Annotated in this window: 18 protein-coding genes and 5 tRNA genes; 16 read left to right on the forward strand and 7 right to left on the reverse strand. The window is 45.8% G+C overall.

Annotated elements, in window-relative coordinates:
- Nucleotides 1–162: 162 nt before the first annotated feature.
- The gene (gene ilvY, locus R7P74_RS22795) at nt 163–1,053 is read right to left on the reverse strand and encodes an HTH-type transcriptional activator IlvY (protein ID WP_005379097.1); all 891 of its coding nucleotides are present in this window, start codon (nt 1,051–1,053) and stop codon (nt 163–165) included.
- Between the two features lie 143 nt (nt 1,054–1,196).
- On the opposite strand from ilvY, the gene ilvC reads away from it, so the two are divergent.
- Entirely contained in the window at nt 1,197–2,681 is a 1,485-nt protein-coding gene (ilvC, locus tag R7P74_RS22800) for a ketol-acid reductoisomerase (RefSeq protein ID WP_005379098.1), read from the forward strand.
- Between the two features lie 278 nt (nt 2,682–2,959).
- Here the strand turns inward: ilvC and ubiK are convergent, their stop codons facing one another.
- The 4 genes from ubiK to R7P74_RS22820 all read right to left on the reverse strand — a co-directional run bounded on the left by ubiK (nt 2,960) and on the right by R7P74_RS22820 (nt 8,184).
- Nucleotides 2,960–3,211 (reverse strand): ubiquinone biosynthesis accessory factor UbiK, encoded by a 252-nt coding sequence (gene ubiK / locus R7P74_RS22805; protein ID WP_005379099.1) that lies wholly within the window; start codon nt 3,209–3,211, stop codon nt 2,960–2,962.
- A gap of 131 nt (nt 3,212–3,342) precedes the next feature.
- Nucleotides 3,343–6,465 (reverse strand): multidrug efflux RND transporter permease subunit VmeD, encoded by a 3,123-nt coding sequence (gene vmeD, locus R7P74_RS22810; protein ID WP_005379100.1) that lies wholly within the window; start codon nt 6,463–6,465, stop codon nt 3,343–3,345.
- 12 nt (nt 6,466–6,477) lie between these two features.
- Nucleotides 6,478–7,584, reverse strand: a complete 1,107-nt coding sequence (gene vmeC / locus R7P74_RS22815; protein ID WP_005379101.1) for a multidrug efflux RND transporter periplasmic adaptor subunit VmeC — start codon at nt 7,582–7,584, stop codon at nt 6,478–6,480.
- A gap of 18 nt (nt 7,585–7,602) precedes the next feature.
- Nucleotides 7,603–8,184, reverse strand: coding sequence for a TetR/AcrR family transcriptional regulator (locus R7P74_RS22820; RefSeq protein ID WP_005384254.1), 582 nt, complete (start codon nt 8,182–8,184; stop codon nt 7,603–7,605).
- 170 nt (nt 8,185–8,354) lie between these two features.
- On the opposite strand from R7P74_RS22820, the gene rep reads away from it, so the two are divergent.
- The gene (gene rep / locus R7P74_RS22825) at nt 8,355–10,370 is read left to right on the forward strand and encodes a DNA helicase Rep (RefSeq protein ID WP_005379104.1); all 2,016 of its coding nucleotides are present in this window, start codon (nt 8,355–8,357) and stop codon (nt 10,368–10,370) included.
- A gap of 73 nt (nt 10,371–10,443) precedes the next feature.
- On the opposite strand, the gene R7P74_RS22830 is transcribed toward rep, so the two are convergent.
- Nucleotides 10,444–10,857 carry a c-type cytochrome gene (locus R7P74_RS22830; protein ID WP_005384252.1) on the reverse strand — a complete coding sequence of 138 codons (414 nt, stop codon included), beginning with the start codon at nt 10,855–10,857 and terminating at the stop codon, nt 10,444–10,446.
- A 335-nt stretch (nt 10,858–11,192) separates the two neighbouring features.
- Here R7P74_RS22830 and R7P74_RS22835 point away from each other — a divergent pair.
- From R7P74_RS22835 to R7P74_RS22855, 5 genes are all read left to right on the forward strand, one after another.
- A tRNA-Arg gene (locus tag R7P74_RS22835) sits at nt 11,193–11,269 on the forward strand.
- Nucleotides 11,270–11,302: 33 nt separating this feature from the next.
- Nucleotides 11,303–11,378: transfer RNA gene (locus tag R7P74_RS22840), tRNA-His, on the forward strand.
- A 69-nt stretch (nt 11,379–11,447) separates the two neighbouring features.
- Nucleotides 11,448–11,524 (forward strand) — tRNA-Pro (locus tag R7P74_RS22845).
- A 48-nt stretch (nt 11,525–11,572) separates the two neighbouring features.
- Nucleotides 11,573–11,648, forward strand: a tRNA-His gene (locus tag R7P74_RS22850).
- A 64-nt stretch (nt 11,649–11,712) separates the two neighbouring features.
- A tRNA-Pro gene (locus R7P74_RS22855) sits at nt 11,713–11,789 on the forward strand.
- 338 nt (nt 11,790–12,127) lie between these two features.
- On the opposite strand, the gene R7P74_RS22860 is transcribed toward R7P74_RS22855, so the two are convergent.
- Nucleotides 12,128–12,853: an HAD family hydrolase gene (locus R7P74_RS22860; RefSeq protein WP_005379107.1), complete on the reverse strand. Its 726-nt coding sequence runs from the start codon at nt 12,851–12,853 to the stop codon at nt 12,128–12,130.
- Nucleotides 12,854–13,514: 661 nt separating this feature from the next.
- Between R7P74_RS22860 and R7P74_RS22865 the strand changes: the two genes are divergently transcribed.
- From R7P74_RS22865 to R7P74_RS22905, 9 genes are all read left to right on the forward strand, one after another.
- Nucleotides 13,515–15,230, forward strand: coding sequence for a dipeptide ABC transporter ATP-binding protein (locus R7P74_RS22865; protein WP_005379108.1), 1,716 nt, complete (start codon nt 13,515–13,517; stop codon nt 15,228–15,230).
- A 92-nt stretch (nt 15,231–15,322) separates the two neighbouring features.
- A complete protein-coding gene (locus R7P74_RS22870; RefSeq protein ID WP_005379109.1) occupies nt 15,323–16,876 on the forward strand; it encodes an ABC transporter substrate-binding protein in 1,554 nt (517 codons plus the stop codon).
- A 147-nt stretch (nt 16,877–17,023) separates the two neighbouring features.
- Nucleotides 17,024–18,001 (forward strand): ABC transporter permease, encoded by a 978-nt coding sequence (locus R7P74_RS22875; protein WP_005379110.1) that lies wholly within the window; start codon nt 17,024–17,026, stop codon nt 17,999–18,001.
- Nucleotides 18,002–18,003: 2 nt separating this feature from the next.
- Complete coding sequence (locus R7P74_RS22880; protein ID WP_225473486.1) at nt 18,004–18,954, forward strand: ABC transporter permease; 951 nt, start codon at nt 18,004–18,006, stop codon at nt 18,952–18,954.
- Between the two features lie 157 nt (nt 18,955–19,111).
- A complete protein-coding gene (locus R7P74_RS22885; RefSeq protein ID WP_225473487.1) occupies nt 19,112–20,131 on the forward strand; it encodes an SPOR domain-containing protein in 1,020 nt (339 codons plus the stop codon).
- A 226-nt stretch (nt 20,132–20,357) separates the two neighbouring features.
- Nucleotides 20,358–21,365, forward strand: coding sequence for a substrate-binding domain-containing protein (locus tag R7P74_RS22890; RefSeq protein ID WP_175413419.1), 1,008 nt, complete (start codon nt 20,358–20,360; stop codon nt 21,363–21,365).
- 55 nt (nt 21,366–21,420) lie between these two features.
- Nucleotides 21,421–22,356 (forward strand): LysR family transcriptional regulator, encoded by a 936-nt coding sequence (locus tag R7P74_RS22895; protein WP_005379132.1) that lies wholly within the window; start codon nt 21,421–21,423, stop codon nt 22,354–22,356.
- Nucleotides 22,357–22,625: 269 nt separating this feature from the next.
- The gene (locus R7P74_RS22900; RefSeq protein WP_005384225.1) at nt 22,626–23,030 is read left to right on the forward strand and encodes an SMR family transporter; all 405 of its coding nucleotides are present in this window, start codon (nt 22,626–22,628) and stop codon (nt 23,028–23,030) included.
- Nucleotides 23,027–23,356, forward strand: coding sequence for an SMR family transporter (locus tag R7P74_RS22905; RefSeq protein WP_318123207.1), 330 nt, complete (start codon nt 23,027–23,029; stop codon nt 23,354–23,356). The genes R7P74_RS22900 and R7P74_RS22905 overlap by 4 nt, the downstream gene beginning before the upstream one ends.
- Nucleotides 23,357–23,506: the final 150 nt, after the last annotated feature.

Consider the following 23,506-nt stretch of genomic DNA (forward strand, 5'->3'; position numbering starts at 1 on the left):
TCAGAAGTGAAACGAAATAGCGCCGATGGTAGTGTGGGGCTTCCCCATGTGAGAGTAGGACATCGCCAGGCTTTAAATTTAAGAAGCCCGCTCGAAAGAGCGGGCTTTTTTGCATCTATAGAGTTTTAAAATTAGCTCACTTTATACCTAAAAAGTGTTCATCTAAGGTGCGATATACTTGCTCTCTGCAACCTTCCAAAAGGCTTTAACAAGCGGATTCTCCAGCTGAGTTTTGTTGCAGCAAACACCAAGTTTAAAAGGTTTAATTGGTAAGACTTTTAAACGATTTATCTTTTCTCTTACCGGACTGTTGTTGATTACAACATCAGGTGCGATACCTACTCCACACCCCAATGCAACCATACTTACGATGGCTTCATGTCCGGAGGTTTGTGCGTAGATCTTTGGCTTTATTTTCATTTGTTTGAGCCAAGTATTGGCCCTGTCCCTTGCCGTTCCTGCTTCTGGGAGTATGAATGGAATGACCGACCAGTCTGGTTTTTCTTTTTGTAGCTCTTCAGCAAACGCACTAACCCCAACAGGTACGATGACAGAAAGTGGGATTTCACTGATCGTTTCAAATGCGATTTTATTTGGCATCTGTTCTGACTTGGCTGATATGGCAATATCGGCTTCATCTGCTAGTATTTTGTCGATCGCTTGAGCTGGATCGCCGGTTGATAGTTTGAACTCAATGAAAGGGTTCTGAATACGAAAGTCAGAGATTAGCTCCGGAAGATGGCTGTAGCTTGCAGTAACAGAACAAAAGAGACGGATTTCTCCTTTCAATTCATCCTCGGTTCCCTTCAGGTGACTCTGATACTGCTGCCATTCGCCAAGAATCTTTAAGGCTACTGGGACTAGCTTTTTACCTTGGATAGTTAAATCAACGCTACGGTTGTCGCGTAAAAACAATTGTTGGCTGGTTTCCTCCTCTAATTTTTGTATCTGTCGGCTTAAGGCTGAAGGGCTAATATGCATTGCCGCTGCGGTCTTGGCGAAACTTTTACTCTCACAGAGATGAATGAAAAGTTGCAGGCTTTTGATATTCATTAAATTTTCATTTCCATGTTGCATAAATTGCAATAACTAATTGTGAATATATCACTTTAAGCAATCTCATGTCTGTTTTAGTATGAAGTTATTCGGTAAGGCAATTACTGACCTCAATGGAAGAATCTCAAAGGAGCACCCAGATGGCTAATTATTTCAATACCCTAAACTTGCGCGAGCAGTTGGACCAATTAGGTCGTTGTCGTTTTATGGACCGCAGTGAGTTCGCTTCAGAAGCGGATTATCTGAAAGGTAAGAAAGTAGTCATTGTAGGTTGTGGTGCTCAAGGTCTTAACCAAGGTCTGAACATGCGCGACTCTGGTCTAGACGTTGCTTATGCGCTTCGCCAAGCCGCGATTGATGAGCAACGCCAGTCATTCAAAAACGCAAAAGACAACGGTTTTGAGGTAGGTAGCTACGAAACGCTAATTCCACAAGCTGATCTAGTAGTAAACCTTACTCCAGATAAGCAGCACACAAACGTTGTTGAGACGGTAATGCCGTTGATGAAAGAAGGCGCAGCACTAGGTTACTCTCACGGTTTCAACGTTGTTGAAGAAGGCATGCAAATCCGTAAAGACCTAACGGTAGTAATGGTTGCACCTAAATGTCCAGGTACGGAAGTTCGTGAAGAATACAAGCGCGGTTTCGGTGTACCGACTCTTATCGCTGTTCACCCAGAGAACGACCCAAAAGGTGAAGGTTGGGATATCGCGAAAGCTTGGGCAGCAGCAACCGGTGGTCACCGTGCTGGCTGTCTAGAGTCTTCTTTCGTTGCTGAGGTGAAATCTGACCTAATGGGTGAGCAAACTATCCTTTGTGGCATGCTACAGGCTGGCTCTATCGTGTGTTACGAGAAGATGATTGCTGATGGTATTGATCCTGGCTACGCTGGTAAGCTTCTTCAATACGGTTGGGAAACCATCACTGAAGCACTGAAGTTTGGTGGTATCACTCACATGATGGATCGCCTAACTAACCCTGCAAAAGTGAAAGCATTTGAGCTTTCTGAAGAGCTAAAAGAACTGATGCGTCCGCTATACAACAAGCACATGGATGACATCATCACCGGTCACTTCTCTAGCACTATGATGGCTGACTGGGCAAACGACGATGCAAATTTACTAGGCTGGCGTGCAGAAACGGGTGAAACTGCTTTCGAAAACTACCCAGAAACTGACGTAGAAATCTCTGAACAAGAGTACTTCGATAACGGTATCTTGATGGTTGCTATGGTTCGTGCGGGCGTTGAGCTAGCATTCGAAGCGATGACGGCATCTGGCATCATCGATGAGTCTGCTTACTACGAGTCTCTACACGAGCTGCCACTTATCGCAAACACTATCGCACGTAAGCGTTTATACGAGATGAACGTGGTTATCTCAGACACTGCGGAATACGGTAACTACCTGTTCGCTAACGTAGCAACGCCGCTTCTACGTGAGAAGTTTATGCCAGCCGTAAATACTGACGTAATTGGTAAAGGTTTAGGTGAAACGTCTAACCAAGTGGATAACGCGACTCTTATCGCTGTGAATGAAACAATCCGTAACCACCCTGTAGAGTACATCGGTGAAGAGCTACGTGGTTACATGACTGATATGAAGCGTATCGCGGTGGGCGGCTAAATGACTGGCCTTAAGGCTCCATTTAGGTGTCGAAGGTGCTCGTTTACTATCGTAAAGTCCGCGCCTTCTCCTAGAAATGAAACCTTCATACAGCGTAATTTACTTAGTCTCAAGTAACGCAGTAGATAAACTCCAGGCAGACTGGAGTGATAAATACAAAATAAAACACAACATCTAATCAAAAGGCTTGGTCGCCGTTGACCAAGCCTTTTTGTTTTTAGCCGATTTATCTGCGCGCCGATAAGAAAAACGCTCCTTTGTGAGGAGCGCTTTGATACTTATTTTTCAGCAAGCTTTTCTTCAAGTTGCGCCAACTTCTGTTCCATTTCTGTTAGCTTTTGACGTGTACGTAGTAAAACTTGAGTTTGAACATCAAACTCTTCGCGACTTACAACATCTAGCTTGTTTAGCTGGCCTTGGATTACTTGACGAACTTTCTGATCGACATCAGAGCCCAATTCTTTTACAGGTTGAGGCATTGAGTCGTGAATCTGTTTAGCAATTTGCTCTAATTTCTTTGGGTCAAACATAGTGGCTAAAACTCCTTTTGATTTGTCCTCATTTTAAGTAAATGATACGTGAAAGTCGCCACTTAGATGGCAAAAAAGAGAGCGGCAATAAAAAAGGCCACCGAAGTGACCTTTTTGAATGCCTTAATAGCTTATCTGTTATCCGCTAATTCACGATGAGCTGCTTTCGCTTCGTCAACTCGCGCTAACTTCTCCAAGTCTTTGTCTTCAACAAATACTGGCAGAGGTTTGTGTTTTTCAGCTAGGTAGCTGTAAATCACAGGTAGTACGAATAGTGTGAACAGTGTACCGATTGCAAGGCCTGCAACGATGACGATACCGATACTGAAACGTTGCGCGGCACCTGCACCTGTTGCGTACATCAGCGGGATCAGACCTGCGATCATCGCTGCAGTGGTCATTAGGATAGGGCGAAGACGCACTTTCGCAGCTTCCATCACCGCATCAATACGAGACAGTTTATTATGTAACTGCTCTTCTTTGGCGACTTCACAGATCAAGATACCGTGCTTGGTTATTAGGCCGACCAGCGTGATCAAACCAACCTGCGAGTAGATGTTCATCGAGGCTGTACCCCAGGCCAATGCGATCAAGGCACCACAGATTGCCAGAGGTACAGATACCATGATGACAATAGGGTCGCGGAGTGATTCAAATTGAATCGCCAGAACTAGGAAGATGATCGCAAGTGCAAGACCGAAGGTTGCATACAAGGCACTACCTTCCGTTACAAACTGACGAGATTCGCCCATGTAATCGTGGTTATAGCCTGCAGGCAGCTTGGTTTGTGCAATATTCTCAAACCAGTCGATTGCGTCACCCATAGCAACACTAGGCGATGGTACTGCACCCACAGTCGCTGAGTTTAGCTGGTTGAAGTGTGGCAAAGAGCGAGGCTCAGCCACCACATCGATAGTAATCAGACTGCCTAATGGAACCGCTTTACCATCCACAGAGCGTACATAGTAGTTCTTCATCGATTCTGGGTTTAGACGCCATTTACGCTCAACTTGAGGAATCACCTCATACGAGCGGCCATTCAGGTCGATTCGGTTTACATAACCATCTGCCATCATGGTGCTGAGAGTGATGCCAATGTCTTGCATAGTCACACCGTAGGCACCCGCTTTGTCTTTATCGATCTTGATCTTCATCGTTGCTGAATCGTAGTTCAAATCCAGGTCGGAATAGACAAACATTGGGCTACTTGCAACATCGGTTAGAATATCGCTAGCGATAGTAAACAAGCTCTCGAAGCTATTTGGTGTTGTAATTACAAACTGAACAGGTAGACCTGAGCCTGCACCTGGAAGCTCTGGCATTTGGAATGCAGTGACAGACATACCAGGCACACTTGATACTAGGCCACCCACACGTTTCGTGATTTCAGATTGGCTTGCCTCTCGTTCACTCCAAGGCTTCAATGTTGCTAGGCCAAACGCTTGGTTTGAGTTTGGTACACCATTAAAGACCTGTGCGTATTCCACCTCCGGTTGATCTGAGAGTATTTGGTTTACGTCATCCATGGTATTTTGGATATAGTCCAAGTTCGCGTTTGATGGGGCGGTACCCATCAGCATGACCACACCTTTATCTTCAGATGGTGCTAGTTCGCTAGGAATAAACTTGAACAAGACCGGTAAGCTTGCAAATACAATGATTGCAAACGCAATAACAACCGGACGATGAGCCATTACCGCTTTCAACATGCCTTCGTAACGAGTGGTCATGCCATCAAGGATATGGTGAACTTTTTGCTCAAACTTGCTTGGCTTCTCGTTCGCCTTCAGCATCTTCGAACACATCATTGGTGATAGTGTCAAAGCGATGATGCCGGATACGAATACTGAACCTGCCAGTGTCAAAGCGAACTCTTTGAACAATGAACCGGTGATACCACCCATCAATGCGATCGGTGCGTACACTGCACCTAGCGTCAATGTCATCGCGATAACTGGAACCGCAATTTCACGTGTACCAATGATTGCAGCTCGGAATGGTGATTCCCCTTCTTTGATGTGACGGTCAACGTTTTCTAGTACAACGATCGCGTCATCCACCACCAGACCGATGGCAAGCACCATCGCCAGTAGCGTCATCAAGTTCCAAGAGAAACCCATTGCCTGCATCACCATTGCCACACCAATCAATGAAAGTGGAATGGTCACGATAGGAATGATTACCGCGCGGAATGAACCTAGGAACAGTGTGATAACCACAAGTACGATTACTGCTGCTTCAAGAATCGTTTTCACTACTTCGTGAATCGATTCGTTGATGGCGATAGTTGAGTCGTACATTACGTTCATTTTGATGTTACTTGGTAGGTTGCGCTCAAGCTGAGGCAACAGTTCAAGTACGTCTGCTGCAATGTTGATTGGGTTAGCACTTGGCGCTGCGTTGATCGCTGCAACCACAGCTTCTTGACCGTTTGCACTTGCGCGATAAACGTCGTGACTCTTCTCTAGCGTTACTTTAGCGATATCACCTAGGCGGATGACATCCCCTTCACCAGTTTTCACGACCAATGCTTCAAGTTCAGCAACGTTTGATACCTGAGTATCTGCGCTACCGTTATAAAGCACGAACTCACCCGTCGCTTGACCGGTTGCAGATTGGTAGTTGTTGGCGTTAAGAACGCTCATCACATCGGTTGCGGTCAACTTCAAAGCGCCCATTTTGGCAGGATCTAGCCATACGCGCAGTGCGTACTTCATACCACCATACAGGTCAACTTTGGACACACCGTTTACGGTGAACAACTGCGGGTTGATTACACGCTCAAGGTAGTCAGTGATCTGGCTTGAAGATAACTCGTCACTCGTAAAGCCGATGTACAGTACCGCCGTTGTCGAACCTGTCGACATGGTTACGGTTGGGTCTTCGGCTTCTTTTGGTAGCTGTGAACGTACCGAGTTGGTTTTCGCCAGAATGTCAGACAACGCCGCATTTGGATCAGTATTCAACTTCATGTTTACAGTAATGGTCGATTTACCCAGTACCGATTGCGAAGTCATGTAATCAATATTATCGGCTTGCGCTACCGCTTGCTCCAATGGCTGAGTAATAAAGCCTTGGATCAAGTTGGCACTTGCACCGTAGTAACTGGTGGTCACGGTGACCACCGTATTCGTCATTTCAGGGTATTCACGAACCTGCATTTTGAACACCGCTTGCAAGCCAAGCAATGCAATCAAAAAGCTGATCGATACCGCTAAAACTGGACGTTTTATAAAAACATCTGTAAAGCGCATGATGCCTCCAACTTAAAGCATTGGTGTTTCAGCAGGTGGGGTAGTTGCATCGCTTTCGACAATGCTTACTTTCGCATGGTTACTCAAACGGACTTGACCCGACGTCACCACTACATCACCTGGCTTCACGCCTTCTAGAATGTGTGCGATATCTTTAGAGCGTTCGCCAACTTTTACCACATGCTGCTTAACGCGTTTTTCGCCATCTTCTTCTGTTACGATGTAAACATTGTCGCCATACAGCGTAAATGTGATCGCGGTTTGAGGTAGAGTGACCTGATTTTCTAATTTAGGCAGAATGATGTTTGCACGCGCGAACATACCACTACGTAGTTTGCCGTCACTGTTAGGGATATCCGCTTGAACTTGAATCAAACCACTTTGTACGTTTACAGCTGGTTCAATCGCAGAAATAGACCCTTTGAAAGGTTGGTCTGGATAAGCGTCAACAAAGATATCCACTTCTTGATCGATATTGATACGTGAAATATCGGTTTGTGGCACGGTGAAGCGCAAGCGCATCACGCTGGTATCTTCAAGGCGAACGATATCGGTGCCCGCCTGTAGGTACTGACCGAGGTACACGTTACGAATACCTACCACACCATCAAATGGCGCTTTGATTTCGCGTCGGTCGATGGTTGCTTTCAGGCTTTCAATATCCGCTTTTAAGGAGAAGTAGTTTGCTTCTGCTTCGTCATACGCTTCTTTAGAAATAGAGCCTTTTTTGAATAGGCCTTGGTAGCGTTTGTATTTCGCTTCTGCCGCTGGCAACTTAGCTTGCGAGCTCTTCAAATTTGCTTTTTCGACTTCAGAATCAAGCAACACTAATGGCTGACCCGATTTAACTTGAGTACCGGAATCAAACGCGATTTTATCGATAACACCGCTGGTCTCATTTGCTACCGTCACGCCTTGGTTTGGCTCGATAAAACCAATTGCCTCGATGACTGGTACCCAATCCACCGCTTGCACTTCTGTCACGGTTACTGGGAACTCAGGTTCAGGACGGTTTGCCATGTATTCAGCGATCTTTTGTTGCTTAAATAAATTGAAACCTATCACGCTGCCGAACAAGAGAACGGCGATAAGTAACATAAAGAAAGTCCACTTTTTCATTCTATTAAGAACTCCAAGTTAGTGTTTAATAATTGCATCCCAACTGGCTTCAATAGCGGCCTCTAATGCCGTCTTATCCAGTTGATAAAATCCCAAAGCGTGTTTCCGAGCAAGTGCAACACTTGCCTCAAAACTCAATCCAGAAAGTACTTCGTTATCGAGAAGCTTGAATACTCCCTCGTCTTTGCCCTGATTGAAAAGAAGATCTACTTGGGCAAACATTTGTCTCTCAAGTTCCCGAGCTTTGCTACTATTTGAACAGGGTAAAGACTCATATTGGACTCGGTTGCTGATCGCACTTAAGTTCGAGCTCGCTAAATTCCAAATATTGAGCCACATGGTTCGATAACGCTGTTTTAAAGGCATCTCTTCACTAACACCTAGTTGCACCGCAGTAGCAACACGCTTAGCAACGTTAAGGCGTAGTTCCTCTAAAAGATGTTCTTTATCTGAGAAATAACGGTAAATCGTCCCTGCTGCGACACCTGCCTCATTGGCGAGCTTTTGCATGGAAAGCCCTTGAAAGCCAGATTCAGCAATGAGTTGTTCAGCAGCGACTAAGATTTGTTCTCGTTTATCTACAGCAGGGTTATCCTTCATAATGTCACCCTTTAGTGAATGAACGTTCATTCATTATAGCTTAAATACCCGCCATTTATGCAACAGAATATTGCACTTAATTGGTGTGAAAATTACAAGAAATCAGCATAGCTTTCACGAGGCCACCCCTTTATCATAGGCGCCACATTCATCACCCGCAGAGAATTTCTATGAAGCTGAACCCTAGTCAAGATGAAGCCGTGAAATACGTGTCTGGTCCATGCCTAGTGCTAGCAGGTGCTGGCTCGGGCAAAACTCGTGTTATTACCAATAAAATCGCTTATCTGGTTCAGCAATGTGGTTACAAAGCGCGTAACATTGCGGCGGTGACGTTTACCAACAAAGCAGCACGTGAAATGAAGGAGCGTGTAGGTCAAACGTTAGGGAAAGGTGAGTCTAAAGGTTTGATGGTATCAACATTCCACACTTTAGGATTGAACATCATCAAGCGTGAGTACAAGCATTTAGGGTTGAAAGCGGGCTTCTCACTGTTTGATGACCAAGACCAGCTAGCTCTGCTCAAAGAGCTTACTGAAAAGCAGCTTGATGGTGATAAAGATCTGCTACGTCAGCTTCTGAGTTGTATTTCCAACTGGAAAAACGACATGTTGACGCCAGAGCAAGCCAAAGCGCGTGCGCAAGGTGAACAGCAACAATTGTTTGCGTTCTGTTTTGATATGTACCAAAAGCAAATGAAAGCCTATAACGCGCTCGATTTTGATGACCTAATTTTGATGCCCGTTTTACTCTTACGTAATCATGAAGACGTTCGTCAGCGTTGGCAGAATCGTATCCGTTACCTACTGGTTGACGAGTATCAAGATACCAACACGAGTCAGTATGAGCTGGTCAAATTAATTGTCGGAGAACGTGGACGATTGACGGTTGTAGGGGATGACGATCAGTCTATTTATTCATGGCGTGGTGCGAAACCTCAGAACCTCGTGTTGCTAGGTGAAGATTATCCGAATTTGCGTTTGATTAAGCTAGAGCAAAACTACCGTTCAACGAGTCGAATCCTGCGTGCGGCCAACATTTTGATAGCTAACAACCCTCACGTCTATGAGAAGTCCCTGTTCTCTGAAATTCCTGACGGTGAAAAACTCAAAGTGTTGTTGGCTAAAAATGAAGAGCACGAAGCAGAGCGCGTAACGGGTGAACTAATTGCGCATAAGTTCCTAAACCGTACCGAATATAAAGATTATGCGATTCTATATCGTGGTAACCACCAATCACGTTTGATTGAAAAGTCTCTGATGCAAAACCGTGTACCGTATAAAATTTCTGGCGGCACCTCGTTTTTTGCGCGCGCAGAGATTAAAGACATCATGGCGTATTTGCGCGTTTTGGTTAATCCGGATGACGACAATGCATTTTTGCGCATTGTGAATACTCCACGACGTGAAATTGGCCCAGTAACGTTAGAGAAGTTAGGCAGTTATGCCAATATGCGAGGGAAGAGCCTGTTTGAATCGAGCTTTGAAATGGGGCTCGAACAGCACCTAACGGGACGTGGTCTAGAAAACTTGCGTCGTTTCACCCAATGGCTAGTGGCGATTGCTGATCAAGCTGAGCGTGGTGATACCGTCGAAGCGGTTCGTTCGCTAGTTCGTGATATCCATTATGAAGATTGGCTATACGAAACTTCAGCAAGTCCGAAAGCCGCTGAAATGCGAATGAAGAACGTTTCTGACCTTTATTCATGGATAGTGGCGGACCTAGAGGGTGACAACTACGATCAAGAAGAGAAAACGTTAAAAGAAGTCGTTCAACGTTTGACCTTGCGTGACATGATGGAGCGCGGTGAAGAAGATGAAGACAGTGATGCAGTACAACTGATGACCTTGCACGCATCAAAAGGCCTTGAGTTCCCATATGTATACTTAATTGGGTCCGAAGAAGGTATTTTACCGCACCAAACCAGTATTGATGAAGATAACGTGGAAGAAGAGCGTCGCCTGATGTACGTTGGTATTACTCGAGCGCAACGTGAACTGACTTTCACTATGTGCAAAGAGCGTCGGCAGTTCGGCGAGTTGATCAAACCGACTCAAAGCCGCTTTTTGGATGAGTTGCCATTTGATGACGTTGAATGGGAAGTAAACAAAAAGCCAGTATCAGCAGAAGAGCGTATGGCGAAAGGTCAAGCACACATTGCCAATATTCGAGCAATGTTTAAGAAGTAAAGTAACCTTGTTCTCACTGACTAAAAACAAAAAGGCTTGCCAACTGGCAAGCCTTTTTCGTTGATGTCTTTACTTATAGACCTTCAATCATGTGGTCAATTGCTGCGATGATTTCATCGTCAGAACAGTCCATACAGGTTCCTTTGGCTGGCATCGCATTGAAGCCTTCTAATGCGTGCTTCACTAACGTATCTTTGCCTTGTGCAATACGCGGTGCCCAATCATCGGCATTACCTGTTTTAGGTGCGCCGTTTACACCAGATGCGTGACAAGCAATACAAAAAGTACCATAAACTGTGGCGCCATCACGTGGACCGGTTGGTTCTTCTTTCACTGGCTCAGAACCCGCTAGATAAACATCACCGACAGGTTGGATGCGTTCTGCGATCGCATCGTATTCAGTTTGGCTGATGTCAGAAGCTAAAGCTGCCGTAGAAAACGTTAAGGCAGCGAACAAAACGCTAATCATTTGTCGAGACATATCCATTAAACCCACTTCACATTCCCGAGGTAAGTGACTTACCTATTTATATAGTTAGAGTATTAATGCCGAGCAGAGAAATCATTAAATTCCACTGAATGGCATAGAATGATTAGACAACTTGGTTGCAGCTGTTAAATCAATGTAAATAATGGGTGATTATATCCCGATAACTTGTTGCAATAAACAACAAGTTATCCATGACAGGGCGTGAATCACATCAAAAATCCACTTTAACGGAAGATAACTGTCGAAAAAGAGACCAAACGATAAAAAAAGTAAAAAAAGTACTAGACGGCATAGTGTGATATCCGTATTATTCCACTCCGCCGATAGGGCATGCGCCCGTAGCTCAGTTGGATAGAGCGTTGGCCTCCGGAGCCAAAGGTCGAAGGTTCGAATCCTTTCGGGCGTACCATTGCCTCGGAGGATACATCGGTAAAAATCAGTGGTGGCTATAGCTCAGTTGGTAGAGCCCCGGATTGTGATTCCGGTTGTCGCGAGTTCAAGTCTCGTTAGCCACCCCATTCTTTCTTTTTTAGATTGAATGCGGTAGCATTGCTCCCAATCTTGATTCAATCAAGATAAAACATCGTCGGTGAATAGCGCAGCTTGGTAGCGCATCTGGTTTGGGACCAGAGGGTCGGGGGTTCGAATCCCTCTTCACCGACCACTATTTAGTTTATGGCTCTAATAGAGCGGTAAACAGCAAAAATTGATGGTGGCTATAGCTCAGTTGGTAGAGCCCTGGATTGTGATTCCGGTGGTCGCGAGTTCGAATCTCGTTAGCCACCCCATTAATTAAGGTGACTTCTTAGTTGAAGTGTCCTGTCTGATTTGAGAAAATCAGCAAATACAGTTCGGTGAATAGCGCAGCTTGGTAGCGCATCTGGTTTGGGACCAGAGGGTCGGGGGTTCGAATCCCTCTTCACCGACCACTATTAGAAAGCCTGCTTTTTAGCAGGCTTTCGTCGTTTTAGAGTTTATGATCTCGCTTGGACTGTATTAATCGGTAATGTATCAATGGATTTGAACCCAAGTGGGGTTCGCCTGAAGTTAGAATTCGGCTCTTCACCGACCGCTATTTAGAGCCCCAGTCGAAAGACTGGGGCTTTTTTGCATCTCTCCTGAAAAGAATCGGCATTCCATTTCAATTTTCCCCAAAAGTGTACAGCTCTAGGGGCTTTTGACCACCTATGATCCAAATGCTTTTCGAGCTGACAAAATAAACCCCAGAGCAGTGTCTGGGGTTTTGTAGTTTTCTAATCCGCTGCTTTTATTGGGCGAGTGTTTTAAGGATTTCTTTCAGTTCTACCGTTTCTTGGATTTCAAAACTTGGCGTTATATCCGTTGAGTTACTTGCGCCTGTCGCATTCACCCACACACTCAAAATACCCATATTGTTAGCGCCAGCAATGTCAGCAGGTAAAGAGTCGCCCACGTGTAGAGCCTCTTCTGGTTTTACTTCGACCAAGTCGAGCGCTTTTTGGAAAATACTTGTAGCAGGTTTCTCTTCTGGCTCTTCTCCTCCCACAATAATATGGTCCACCCAGTTGCTCATTTGTGTCGCGTTTAATTTAGGGTGTTGAGAAAAAATCGGACCGTTAGTGATCACGACGAGTTTGTAATGTTGACGAAGGTCGCTGAGCATTTCTTTTACACCAGGGAAGAAGGTGAACGCGCCCATACGTGCAGAGTCAAAGTAGTCTTGAGCTTGTTGAGCCTCTTTTGCAGTGATGCTGACGCCTTGCTCCGCCAAGATGTTTTGGATCAGGCCACAACGGAAGGCATTTTCATCGGGTAGCAGAGCCACAAGGTGAGGGAACTCAGCATTCAGCTTTTTGTATACACCCTGTAAGTAGCGCTGCAAAAACGCTTTTGGCTCGGTAACTTGTGGGTAGGTCTTATGAATCCAAGTTGTAAACGCTTGTCCTGCAACTTTATCGGCTTGTGACGTTGCACATAAAGTCTCGTCCATATCAAAAAAAATCGCTTTAAGCACAGGGGCTCCTTTTATTTACGGCTTGGCTTTGACACTGTTCATCTATTATCCCACTCTCAATTGTGTCGTAAAGGGTTAAAACCGGCGAGTTTTCTTATGACGTACGAATGAGGATAGCGGCACTTTCCTTTGCTTAGTCAATAAACCGCTTAAGTGGCGCATAATCTGCGTTGGAGCAGGATTTGTGTGGTTTTGCTGTTTTGTTCACGTTTTGACCTATCCTTTCTCTTCCTAAGTTTGGCTTTTTGTATTTGCCGACTATTTTATTAATAGTTTTTTATGTTGAAAAAACACTTTTTGCATATGATATTGTTTGTTAAATGTTAATAAATGCACATGAATAATATGGTTAATGATCTTGTTTAGCTCATGTTTACTTTTAGAGCATTTTTCTAGTTTTATTGGTGCATGACGCACAAAAATAGTGTGATATGAAAATGGTTAAATACTTGTTAATGCATTTTTATTCGCTAATTGTGCGTTTATTTAATGTTTTTTCGGCGGAATATACTTTAATTGTTGCTTTTTTGTGTGATTTTTGCCAAATTATTTCCGCATTAAGATTTCAGAGTATTATTCTGAATTTGAACGGATTCATTCAGGTGATGAATGGTGCCTTTGGCATGATTCGATACCACAGACAAGGCAGTAGAGGTCTGAAATGTCACTATTAGAAGTGAAAAACCTTCGTATTGAATACCCATCCCGACACGGCGTTCACGCTGCCGTGAAGTCACTTTCTTTTCATATTGAACGTGGTGAAATCGTGGGTGTTGTTGGCGAATCAGGTGCGGGTAAATCCACCGTTGGTAACGCTGTTATCGATTTGCTTAGTCCCCCAGGTCGCGTTGCTAGCGGTGATGTATTCTTGGATGGAGAAAAAATTTCTGGCCTATCACCAGAAGCGATGCGTAAGGTTCGCGGCTCGAAAATAGGTTTTATTTTCCAAGATCCGATGACCTCGCTCAATCCACTTTTTACTGTTGAGCAACAGCTGAAAGAGACGATCCACGCTAACATGAAGGTCTCTGATGAAGAGGCGTATCAGCGCGCGCTTTCTCTTATGCAGCAGGTTGGTATTCCGCAACCAGAAAACCGCTTAAAACAGTACCCGCACCAATTCTCTGGTGGTATGCGTCAGCGTGTTGTCATTGCTATTGCTTTGGCTGGTGAGCCTGATCTCATCATCGCGGACGAACCAACTACGGCGTTAGACGTTTCTATCCAAGACCAAATCCTCAACTTGATCCGCGAGCTGTGTATCAAGAACAATGTCGGCTGTATGTTAGTTACTCACGATATGGGTGTCGTCTCCAACGTCACCGATCGCGTGGCGGTAATGTATCGTGGTGACTTGGTGGAGTTTGGACCAACAGCCAAAGTATTGGGCGATCCTGATCACTCTTACACTCGCAGTCTAATTTCAGCGGTACCACGTTCAGACAGAAAGTTAGATCGTTTCCCGTTAGTAAGCTATATCGAAGAAGCGGCGGAAATGGAGCCACTCGATATCAAGAACCACTGGTTAGGACAAAGCCAAGATGAGCGTGAGTACACTGGCCCGCTTTTGGACGTGAAGAACGTCAATCTTCGCTTTGTGACCAAAGACTCTTTGTTCGAGAGCCGCCGAGAATACGTGCAAGCATCTAATAATGTGAGCTTTGAAGTGCACGAAGGCGAAACCTTTGGTTTGGTGGGCGAGTCTGGTTCAGGTAAATCGACCATTGCACGTGTGATTGCTGGTTTATACCAACCTAACTCTGGTCAGGTGAAATTCGAGGGCATTGACCTGACCGCTTTAACCTCTGAGAAAGAGCGCCGCCCGATGCGTCGTCAAATGCAGATGGTGTTCCAAAACCCATATACTTCAATGAACCCTCGTATGAAGGTATTCGATATTATTGCTGAGCCAATCCGTTTCCATAAATTGACGAAAAACGAGTCGGAAACTCGCCAAATCGTGAATGACCTATTGGATCATGTTGGTTTGGGTCGAATGGCTGGGCTTAAGTACCCTCATGAATTCTCCGGTGGTCAGCGTCAGCGTATTTCTATTGCGCGTGCGTTGGCGACTCGTCCTCGACTTTTGATTTGTGATGAACCGACCTCAGCACTGGACGTATCGGTACAGGCACAAATTCTAAACTTGCTGAAAGATCTGCAAAGTGAGCTGAACTTGACTATGTTGTTTATCAGCCACGATTTACCTGTTATTCGTCAGATGTGTGACCGAGTAGGTGTGATGCAAATGGGTACACTTTTAGAAGTGGCACCAACAGAACAGTTATTCACGGCACCTCAACACGAATACAGCAAAAAATTGATTTCTCTGATGCCGGAGTTTACTGGCTTGCGAGAAGAGATCGAAACGGCATAAACCAAGCAATTCGCTTGGCTAACCTTTAGTCATAACAAAGACGCAAACACAACAACAAGGGATCCGTATCCCCGCATGAAGGAGTTATGCAAATGAAAACCATGAAAAGCAAATTAGCAGTGGCGCTAATGGCTGCGGGCCTAAGCTTTAACGCAATGGCAGCAGATATCAAAGTTGGCTATGCAGCTGACCCAGTATCGCTTGACCCACATGAGCAGCTATCAGGTGGCACACTGCAAATGTCACACATGGTATTTGATCCGTTGGTTCGCTTTACTCAAAAAATGGATTTCGAGCCTCGCCTAGCGGAAAGCTGGGAACGTATTAACGATACGACTGTTCGTTTCAAACTGCGTGAAGGTGTGAAATTCCATTCTGGCAATACTCTAACGGCTGACGACGTCGTGTGGACGTTCCAGCGTTTACAAAGCTCTCCTGACTTTAAAAACATCTTCGACCCGTACGAGAAAATCGTCAAAGTTGACGACAACACGTTCGATCTTGTAACTAAAGGTCCTTACCCACTAGTGCTGCAAACCGCAACGTACATTTTCCCAATGGACAGCAAGTTCTACACTGGCAAAACTGCGGACGGCAAAGATAAGTCTGAGCTAGTGAAGCACGGTAATTCATTCGCATCGACTAACGTTTCTGGCACGGGTCCATTCATTGTGACTTCTCGTGAACAGGGCGTAAAAGTGGAATTTGAACGCTTTAAAGATTACTGGGACAAAGAGTCGAAAGGTAACGTTGATAAGCTAACGCTTGTGCCAATCAAAGAAGACGCAACTCGTGTAGCAGCGCTGCTTTCTGGCGGTGTTGACATGATTCACCCTGTAGCGCCAAACGACCACAAACGCGTTGAAGATGCTGACGGCATCGACCTAGTTACGCTACCTGGTACTCGTATCATCACGTTCCAACTAAACCAAAACAGCAACGAAGCATTGAAAGACGTTCGCGTTCGCCAAGCGATTGTTCACGCAATCAATAACGAAGGTATCGTGAAGAAAATCATGAAAGGCTTCGCAACGGCCGCTGGTCAGCAAAGCCCGGCTGGTTACGTAGGTCACGATGACAAACTGGTTCCTCGCTACGATTTGAAGAAAGCGAAAGAACTGATGAAAGAAGCGGGTTACGAAAACGGCCTGACGCTAACGATGATCGCACCAAACAACCGTTACGTGAATGATGCGAAAGTAGCACAAGCGGCAGCGGCAATGTTGTCTAAGATCGGTATCAAGGTTGATCTGAAGACCATGCCAAAAGCGCAGTACTGGCCTGAGTTCGACAAGTGTGCGGCAGACATGCTGATGATCGGTTGGCACTCAGATACAGAAGACTCAGCGAACTTCAACGAGTTCCTAACTATGACTCGTAACGAAGAAACCGGTCGTGGTCAGTACAACTGTGGTTACTACTCAAACCCAGAAATGGACAAAGTGGTTGAAGCTGCGAACGTAGAGACGGATCCTGCGAAACGTGCAGAAATGCTGAAGGGCGTAGAAGCGACACTATACAACGACGCAGCATTCGTACCGCTACACTGGCAAAGTGAAGCATGGGGCGCGAAGTCTAACGTGAAAGCGGCAGACATCGTTAACCCAATGGTAATGCCTTACTTCGGTGACCTAGTGGTTGAATAATCACGGTTAGTCGACTTTGAGGAGGGATGGATTTCCCTCCTCAACTTAAAGCACTCGACTCAGTTTTGTTTCAGTCGGATTGAGTTGGTTATTTAGACTGAATTTTCTCTCTAATTTAGAGATCTATGGATAGTTAAGGGGCAAGGAATGTTTTCGTTTCTGGTCAAGCGCCTGTTTCAGGCACTGATAGTGATGTTTGTGATCAGTTTGGTGGCGTTTGCCATTCAGGACAACCTGGGTGATCCGCTGCGTGAGCTTGTAGGTCAGTCGGTTTCGGAATCGGAGCGTCAAGCGCTACGCGACGACTTGGGCCTGAACGATCCCTTTATCACAAAGTACACGCGCTTTGTGGGTAATGCACTGCAAGGTGATTTGGGTACCTCATATTTTTTCAAGCGACCTGCGGTTGAGGTGATTCTCGACAAGCTGGTAGCTACATTAGAGCTCGTGTTTGGCGCGACGCTTATCATCATTGTTTTCTCTATTCCGCTTGGGGTGTACTCTGCGATTCATCCTAAGAGTGTTTTTACCAAATTTGTCATGGCGATGAGCAGTGTCGGTATCTCGATTCCGGTGTTCTTAACCGCAATCATGCTGATGTATGTCTTCTCCATAGAACTCGGTTGGCTGCCTTCCTACGGGCGGGGTGAAACTGCTAACGTACTCGGTTGGGAATCTGGCTTCTTTACCATTGATGGTATCAAGCACCTCATCCTACCTTGTATTGCGCTAGCGTCTATCATGCTGCCGTTGTTCATCCGTTTGGTACGTTCAGAAATGCTGGAAGTTCTGAGTTCGGAATACATTAAGTTCGCCAAAGCAAAAGGTTTGAACTTACAAAAGATTTATTACCAACATGCACTTAAGAACACCATGCTACCAGTATTGACGGTAGGTGGCGTGCAGATTGGTACCATGGTGGCCTACACCATTCTTACTGAAACCGTGTTCCAATGGCCGGGCACTGGCTTCCTTTTCCTAGAGGCAATCAACCGTGTAGATACACCGCTGATCACTGCCTACGTTATCTTTGTTGGTCTGATCTTCGTGGTAACCAATACCATCGTTGACTTGCTGTACGGCATCATCAACCCAACTGTGAACCTAACTGGAAAAGGAGCTTAATCATGAGCCAATCAAATTTAACACCAGCTCCTGCTCCATCAACGTGGCAGCGCTTCAAAGAGTCAGATTTTCTGTATTACTTCAAACGCGACAAAGTGGCGATGGCGAGTTTTACCGTCTTTATGATGTTCTTAGTATTGGCATTGGCTGCACCGATTCTTGCGCCAACAGACCCGTACGATCTGACGTCTATCGACATCATGGATTCTGAGTTGCCACCTTCGTGGATGGAAGATGGCGATGAGCGCTTTGTGTTGGGTACTGACGAGCAAGGTCGCGATATTTTATCGACCATTCTTTACGGTTCTCGTTTGTCTTTGACGATCGGCTTTTTAGCCGTCGGTCTTCAGTTGATTCTGGGTATCATCATTGGTTTGTCGGCGGGTTACTTCGGTGGTCGTATCGATAGCTTCTTGATGCGCTTTGCGGATGTTCAACTATCGTTCTCAACCATGATGGTGGCGATCATCGTATCGGCCATTTTCAAAGCCAGCTTTGGCAGCGATTTTTACAGCCAATACGCAGTGGTGATGCTGGTGGTGATCATCGGTGTGGCTGAATGGCCGCAATACGCACGGACTATTCGTGCCTCGGTATTGGCAGAGAAGAAGAAAGAATACGTCGAAGCGGCGCGTGTGATGGGCTTTAAAGCGCCACGCATCATGTTCCGTCACATTCTGCCGAACTGTCTATCGCCAATCTTGGTTATCTCGACGGTACAGGTAGCGAACGCGATCATGTCGGAAGCGGCACTGTCATTCCTAGGTTTGGGTCTGCCAGTCGATCAGCCGTCACTGGGTGCGCTAATCAGCATCGGCTTTAACTACATCTTCTCTGGTGCATGGTGGATTACTGCTTTCCCTGGCATCGTGCTAGTAACATTGGTTTTGGTTATCAACCTGTTGGGCGACTGGCTACGTGATGTATTCAACCCGAAACTGTACAAAGGATAAGAATTTTCCCACCAAGCGTTGTAAATTCACTTAATTCCTTCCTAAACTGAGAGCCGGATGCAAATTCCGGCTCTTTTTTTGCTAGTTATTCTTTGTTCACATTTTTTTGGCGCTTTGCCGCCATAATGACCTTACCCACTAATTTAGAGTGAAGTGTATGGAAATGAAGAAGGCACAACACCCATCTCGTATCTTCCAAGCAAGCCTGGCTTTGGGTTTGTTGCTGGTATGCGCCCAGTTTTCTAATCCAGTTGAGGCGGAGGAGTTCCTTTGCCAAGCCACTCAAGCCAGCGAGAAAGAATTACCGATGCTTGAGAAAACATGCCCAATTGGTAACGGAGTATGGGGAAAGAAAGTGCCGCAAGGAGGCAACTACCTCTACTGGATTCAATGCGGATTACTACCAAAGCCAATGTCACTCGCGAAAGCTAAGCCTCTCTATAGTAAAATCACGACTGACGTATGGATGAAGCCTGAATCCAAAGGCTATCGCTGTTTGATTGGGCCTTACAAAGATCTGTCTGATGCGAGGGATGACTTACGAGGAGTCAAAACCTTGTCGAATTACAAAGAGGCGTTCATCCGAGTGGTTGGGAAAGGGACGAAACAACCAGTAACACCACCTACACCTAAATCTACTGTATCGTCGAAATCAGCCGCATCTTCGGTTAAGCCAACACCGACGGTGACCCCGAAACCCGCGCCAGTTCCTGCTGTGCGAGCTGATACCGACGCCTTTAAAGCGCGGGCAGAGAAGCCAGATACCAAGGCAAAAAGTTCGCGTGATAGCTCTTCGTCTACGCCTGTTGCTAAGACCAAAGCGAAGCCAATTGTCACTGGAAATGATGACATTGAAGTTCGGTTGAGAACTTCAGTACAGGGCAAAACGTACGTGGTCCCATATTTACTCGATCACCATAATCAGTTTTACATGGAACATGGTAAGCCGTGGAACCGCCTCAACTACGAAAACTCGCACAAAGTATGTCAGCAACTGGGTATGAACTTAGCTAACCCTGCAGAGTTTAAAGCGCTGAGGGCGTCTGGGGTGATGGAAAAAAATCAATGGCCACTGCAACTGCCGTATTGGGGCAAAGATAAGAAAGGTTTGTTCGCCGATCGTGAGCCCAATCAGCTCACCGGGACCTCATTATTGAACGTGGTGTGCGTGAAATAACGACTCAGATATTGTGGTCAAAATATAGAAGAAAGCCCCGAGTTCGGGGCTTTTTTGCGGTCTCAAATATTATCGCTATTTGAGTGGCGTTTCTTTGTGATGCGTTTGCTAACACGCTCTACCACTGATATTCATCTCATTATGCGAATTATTTTCACTGAGCTTGTCGGCAGAGAGTCTATTCGTCATAATGTTACTTGTAACATTACTGATAAATCACATATTTATGGCTCAACAGAATAAGAAAACTCGTACGACATTGCAGGATGTCGCAGACCAGGTTGGCGTCACGAAGATGACCGTTTCACGCTATATGCGTAACCCTGAATCGGTGGCAGAAAAGACTCGGGCCAAGATTGCGACTGCGATTGAAGAGATGGGTTACATCGAAAACCGTGCACCGGCGATGTTGTCAAAGTCCTCCAGTAAAGCCATTGGTATTTTACTGCCGTCTTTGTCCAACCAAATTTTTGCTTCCTTTGTTCAGGGCATAGAGATGGTGACCAAAGCCAATGGCTATGAGACGCTTTTAGCGCATTTTAGCTACGATGAGCTTGAAGAAGAGCGCAAGATCGCGTCATTACTCTCTTATCAAGTCGATGGGCTTATTCTAACTGAAAGCCATCACACGCCGCGTACATTACAGATGATCAAAAATGCGGGCATTCCGGTGGTCGAAACCATGGAACTGCCATCGGAGCCGATTGATATGGCGGTTGGACTCGATCATGAAGATGCGTCGTACACCGTGGTTAAGCAGATGCTAGATACGGGGAAGCGTACAATCGTCTATTTTGGCGCGCGTCTGGATACGCGAACCAAATTGCGGATGCAAGGTTACGATCGCGCGATGACAGAAGCAGGGCTAGAACCCAAACATGTATTAACTGGTGATCATTCTAGTTTTTCTTTAGCGCATGATTTGCTCGAACGCGCACTGGAAACGCACCCAACGCTCGATGGGGTGTTCTGTACCAACGATGACATCGCAATTGGCACCATGCTGAGTGCGCAGCAACGTGGCATTCAAGTTCCACAGAAATTGGCAGTGGCGGGCTATAACGCGCTGGATATCGGTCAAACCATCAGCCCGAAACTGACCAGCGTTGATACACCGCGTTTCCAAATTGGTGTAAAGAGCGCAGAGCTATTAATTGCGCGCCTGAAAGGCGAAACGCAAGAAGAAAAAGTCTTCGATATGGGGTATCAGATCACGTCGGGAGAGAGTGTTTAACTAATTGTTAACTGCTCTTTGTATTCGCTCATCAATGGTATTGGTAGGTTAGGGTATGGCACATCAGCTGGATGCATTGGATCTCAACTTAATGCGTTTATTAAAAGCCGTGGTGGAAAACCGCAGCATCAAGCTGGCCGCAATGCAGCTTGGCATTTCTCAACCGAGCGCCAGCCGCGGCGTGATGAAGTTGAAGCAAGTGTTTGATGACCCGCTTTTTGTGCGTAAAGCACATGGGGTAGAGCCATCACCCATGGCGATTCGTCTCGCCGCCGAGTTCGACAATATGGTTGCACCACTGGAAAAAGTGGTGCAAGAATTTGAAGTGTTCGACCCACTGCAATACCAAGGGCAGATTGCGATTGTAACTGACCCTTATTTGATGGATGAACAAGGGCAGCGACTGCTCACTGGCTGTCATCGAGCCTTTCCCAAAGCGCACTTTGCTTTTTCCAGCTGGAATACTTACTCGCACGATGAAATGTTAGAAGGCGAGCACGATTACTGCATTCTTGACCAAGAGACCGAGCTGTCGAAAGACATTTACATGCGCCCGTTATTCGTTGAAAAACGAGTGATTTTGGCGCGCAAAAACCACCCAACGTTGTCGAAAGTCAGCAATGATTGGGACACGGTGTCCAAACTACCACTCGTCTCTTTGCCTGCGCCTGCGTCATATAAACCGCTTTGTACCGTGGAGTCCGAGTATCGACGCATGGGTTATGAGCCAGTAGTGTTACTGAAGTCCTATAATTTGCGTTTGGCTTGCCAAATGTTGCAAGAAACCGACGCGATTATGTATGCCAGTCAAAGCTCGGCATTGTTGATGCCAGAACTCGCCTCTTACGCAATGCCACCCGTTAATCGTGAGTTTAGCCAGTTTGTTGTCTCTGGCGGTTTCCTTCAAACCAACCGCAACCATCCTTTGCACAGACACCTGCATAAAGTGGTGCGACAAACCCTCAACACGCCGCTGATTTTTACGCAATGACGTCACCTGATGGCATCGGCTGAATGAGAGAGTAGATGCTTTAACCTTATCAATATTATGTGATTACATAGACAACTTACTTCTTAAGATATTCAAAAATGAATATCTCAATTACCTGTCTCTTTTTCCTACCCAGCGCTAACCTTATCTCAAGTAGTCAGGAGAAGTGGCTCATTTTTATCTTTTTAACTTTTTGAATGTCGATACAGGTACGCGACATTCACCATTCTCCGTTATGCATTTTTTTTATTTCTGATGGAGGATTAATCATGCTAGTTGCACGTCTATTTTTATTGCTCGCCATCGTTGCCGAAGTAGCTGGCACCAGCACTATGTCTCTTATCGGACAAGGGCACGGGTGGTGGGGCTACATCGTAATGTATGTGCTGATCGCAATCTCTTACTACTTTCTCGCGTTTGCCGCGAAGAAAATATCTATCGGTGTGGCATACGCTGTTTGGGAAGGGTTGGGTATCTCGTTGATCACCGTGGTGTCGATCATCGCCTTTGATGCCCACTTAAACCATCAAGAATTGTTTGGTTTGATGTTAGCCGTTGTCGGCATTGTGTGTGTGACCTTAGGGGAATCACACGGTCAACCTAACGCTAAGAAAAATGCCGATAAACCGGCAAAAGAACGTTCATTTTCTACTAGTACAAGGTGCGAATCATGAGTCAATTTTTTACGATGTCATTTGGATTTGTCGTGATGGCTGCCTTGGTCGATATCATGGCCAATATGGCGCTGACACGCTCAAAAGGTTTTAAATATAAAGGCTGGGGCATTGCGGCGATTGTGTTGGTACTGACAGCATTCACGCTGTTGGCACAAGCGGTGAAAGAGATCGAGTTAGCCATTGCTTATGCCTCTTGGGGTGCGATCGGTATCTTGGGTACCGCAGTAGGTGGAGCCTTGCTGTTTAAGCAGAAACTCAAACCAATCGGCTGGTTTGGTATCTTTGTGGTGATTGCTGCCGTCGTAGTGATGAAGACCGCTTGATGTAATTTACTGAATGCTAGATATCGTCATTCTGAGCAGAAAGAGACGAGCAAGGTTCCTGATCTCGCTTAGGCTCGCGATGTATGGACTCCCTCCCTCTGGAGGGAGCTAGAATTTATGGTGTCAAAGCCTAAATCTAAGGAGTCCATA

The sequence above is a fragment of the Vibrio sp. 2033 genome, from assembly GCF_033339735.1.

Bases quoted from the DNA above. Each gene is read 5' to 3' on its own strand.
- R7P74_RS22830 (WP_005384252.1), bottom strand. From the start codon at position 10,857: ATGGATATGTCTCGACAAATGATTAGCGTTTTGTTCGCTGCCTTAACG.
- R7P74_RS22820 (WP_005384254.1), bottom strand. From the start codon at position 8,184: ATGAAGGATAACCCTGCTGTAGATAAACGAGAACAAATCTTAGTCGCT.
- R7P74_RS22905 (WP_318123207.1), top strand. From the start codon at position 23,027: ATGAGTCAATTTTTTACGATGTCATTTGGATTTGTCGTGATGGCTGCC.
- R7P74_RS22885 (WP_225473487.1), top strand. From the start codon at position 19,112: ATGGAAATGAAGAAGGCACAACACCCATCTCGTATCTTCCAAGCAAGC.
- ilvC (WP_005379098.1), top strand. From the start codon at position 1,197: ATGGCTAATTATTTCAATACCCTAAACTTGCGCGAGCAGTTGGACCAA.
- R7P74_RS22890 (WP_175413419.1), top strand. From the start codon at position 20,358: ATGGCTCAACAGAATAAGAAAACTCGTACGACATTGCAGGATGTCGCA.
- R7P74_RS22865 (WP_005379108.1), top strand. From the start codon at position 13,515: ATGTCACTATTAGAAGTGAAAAACCTTCGTATTGAATACCCATCCCGA.
- ilvY (WP_005379097.1), bottom strand. From the start codon at position 1,053: ATGAATATCAAAAGCCTGCAACTTTTCATTCATCTCTGTGAGAGTAAA.
- ubiK (WP_005379099.1), bottom strand. From the start codon at position 3,211: ATGTTTGACCCAAAGAAATTAGAGCAAATTGCTAAACAGATTCACGAC.
- R7P74_RS22870 (WP_005379109.1), top strand. From the start codon at position 15,323: ATGAAAACCATGAAAAGCAAATTAGCAGTGGCGCTAATGGCTGCGGGC.
- R7P74_RS22895 (WP_005379132.1), top strand. From the start codon at position 21,421: ATGGCACATCAGCTGGATGCATTGGATCTCAACTTAATGCGTTTATTA.
- vmeD (WP_005379100.1), bottom strand. From the start codon at position 6,465: ATGCGCTTTACAGATGTTTTTATAAAACGTCCAGTTTTAGCGGTATCG.
- R7P74_RS22875 (WP_005379110.1), top strand. From the start codon at position 17,024: ATGTTTTCGTTTCTGGTCAAGCGCCTGTTTCAGGCACTGATAGTGATG.
- R7P74_RS22900 (WP_005384225.1), top strand. From the start codon at position 22,626: ATGCTAGTTGCACGTCTATTTTTATTGCTCGCCATCGTTGCCGAAGTA.
- rep (WP_005379104.1), top strand. From the start codon at position 8,355: ATGAAGCTGAACCCTAGTCAAGATGAAGCCGTGAAATACGTGTCTGGT.
- vmeC (WP_005379101.1), bottom strand. From the start codon at position 7,584: ATGAAAAAGTGGACTTTCTTTATGTTACTTATCGCCGTTCTCTTGTTC.
- R7P74_RS22880 (WP_225473486.1), top strand. From the start codon at position 18,004: ATGAGCCAATCAAATTTAACACCAGCTCCTGCTCCATCAACGTGGCAG.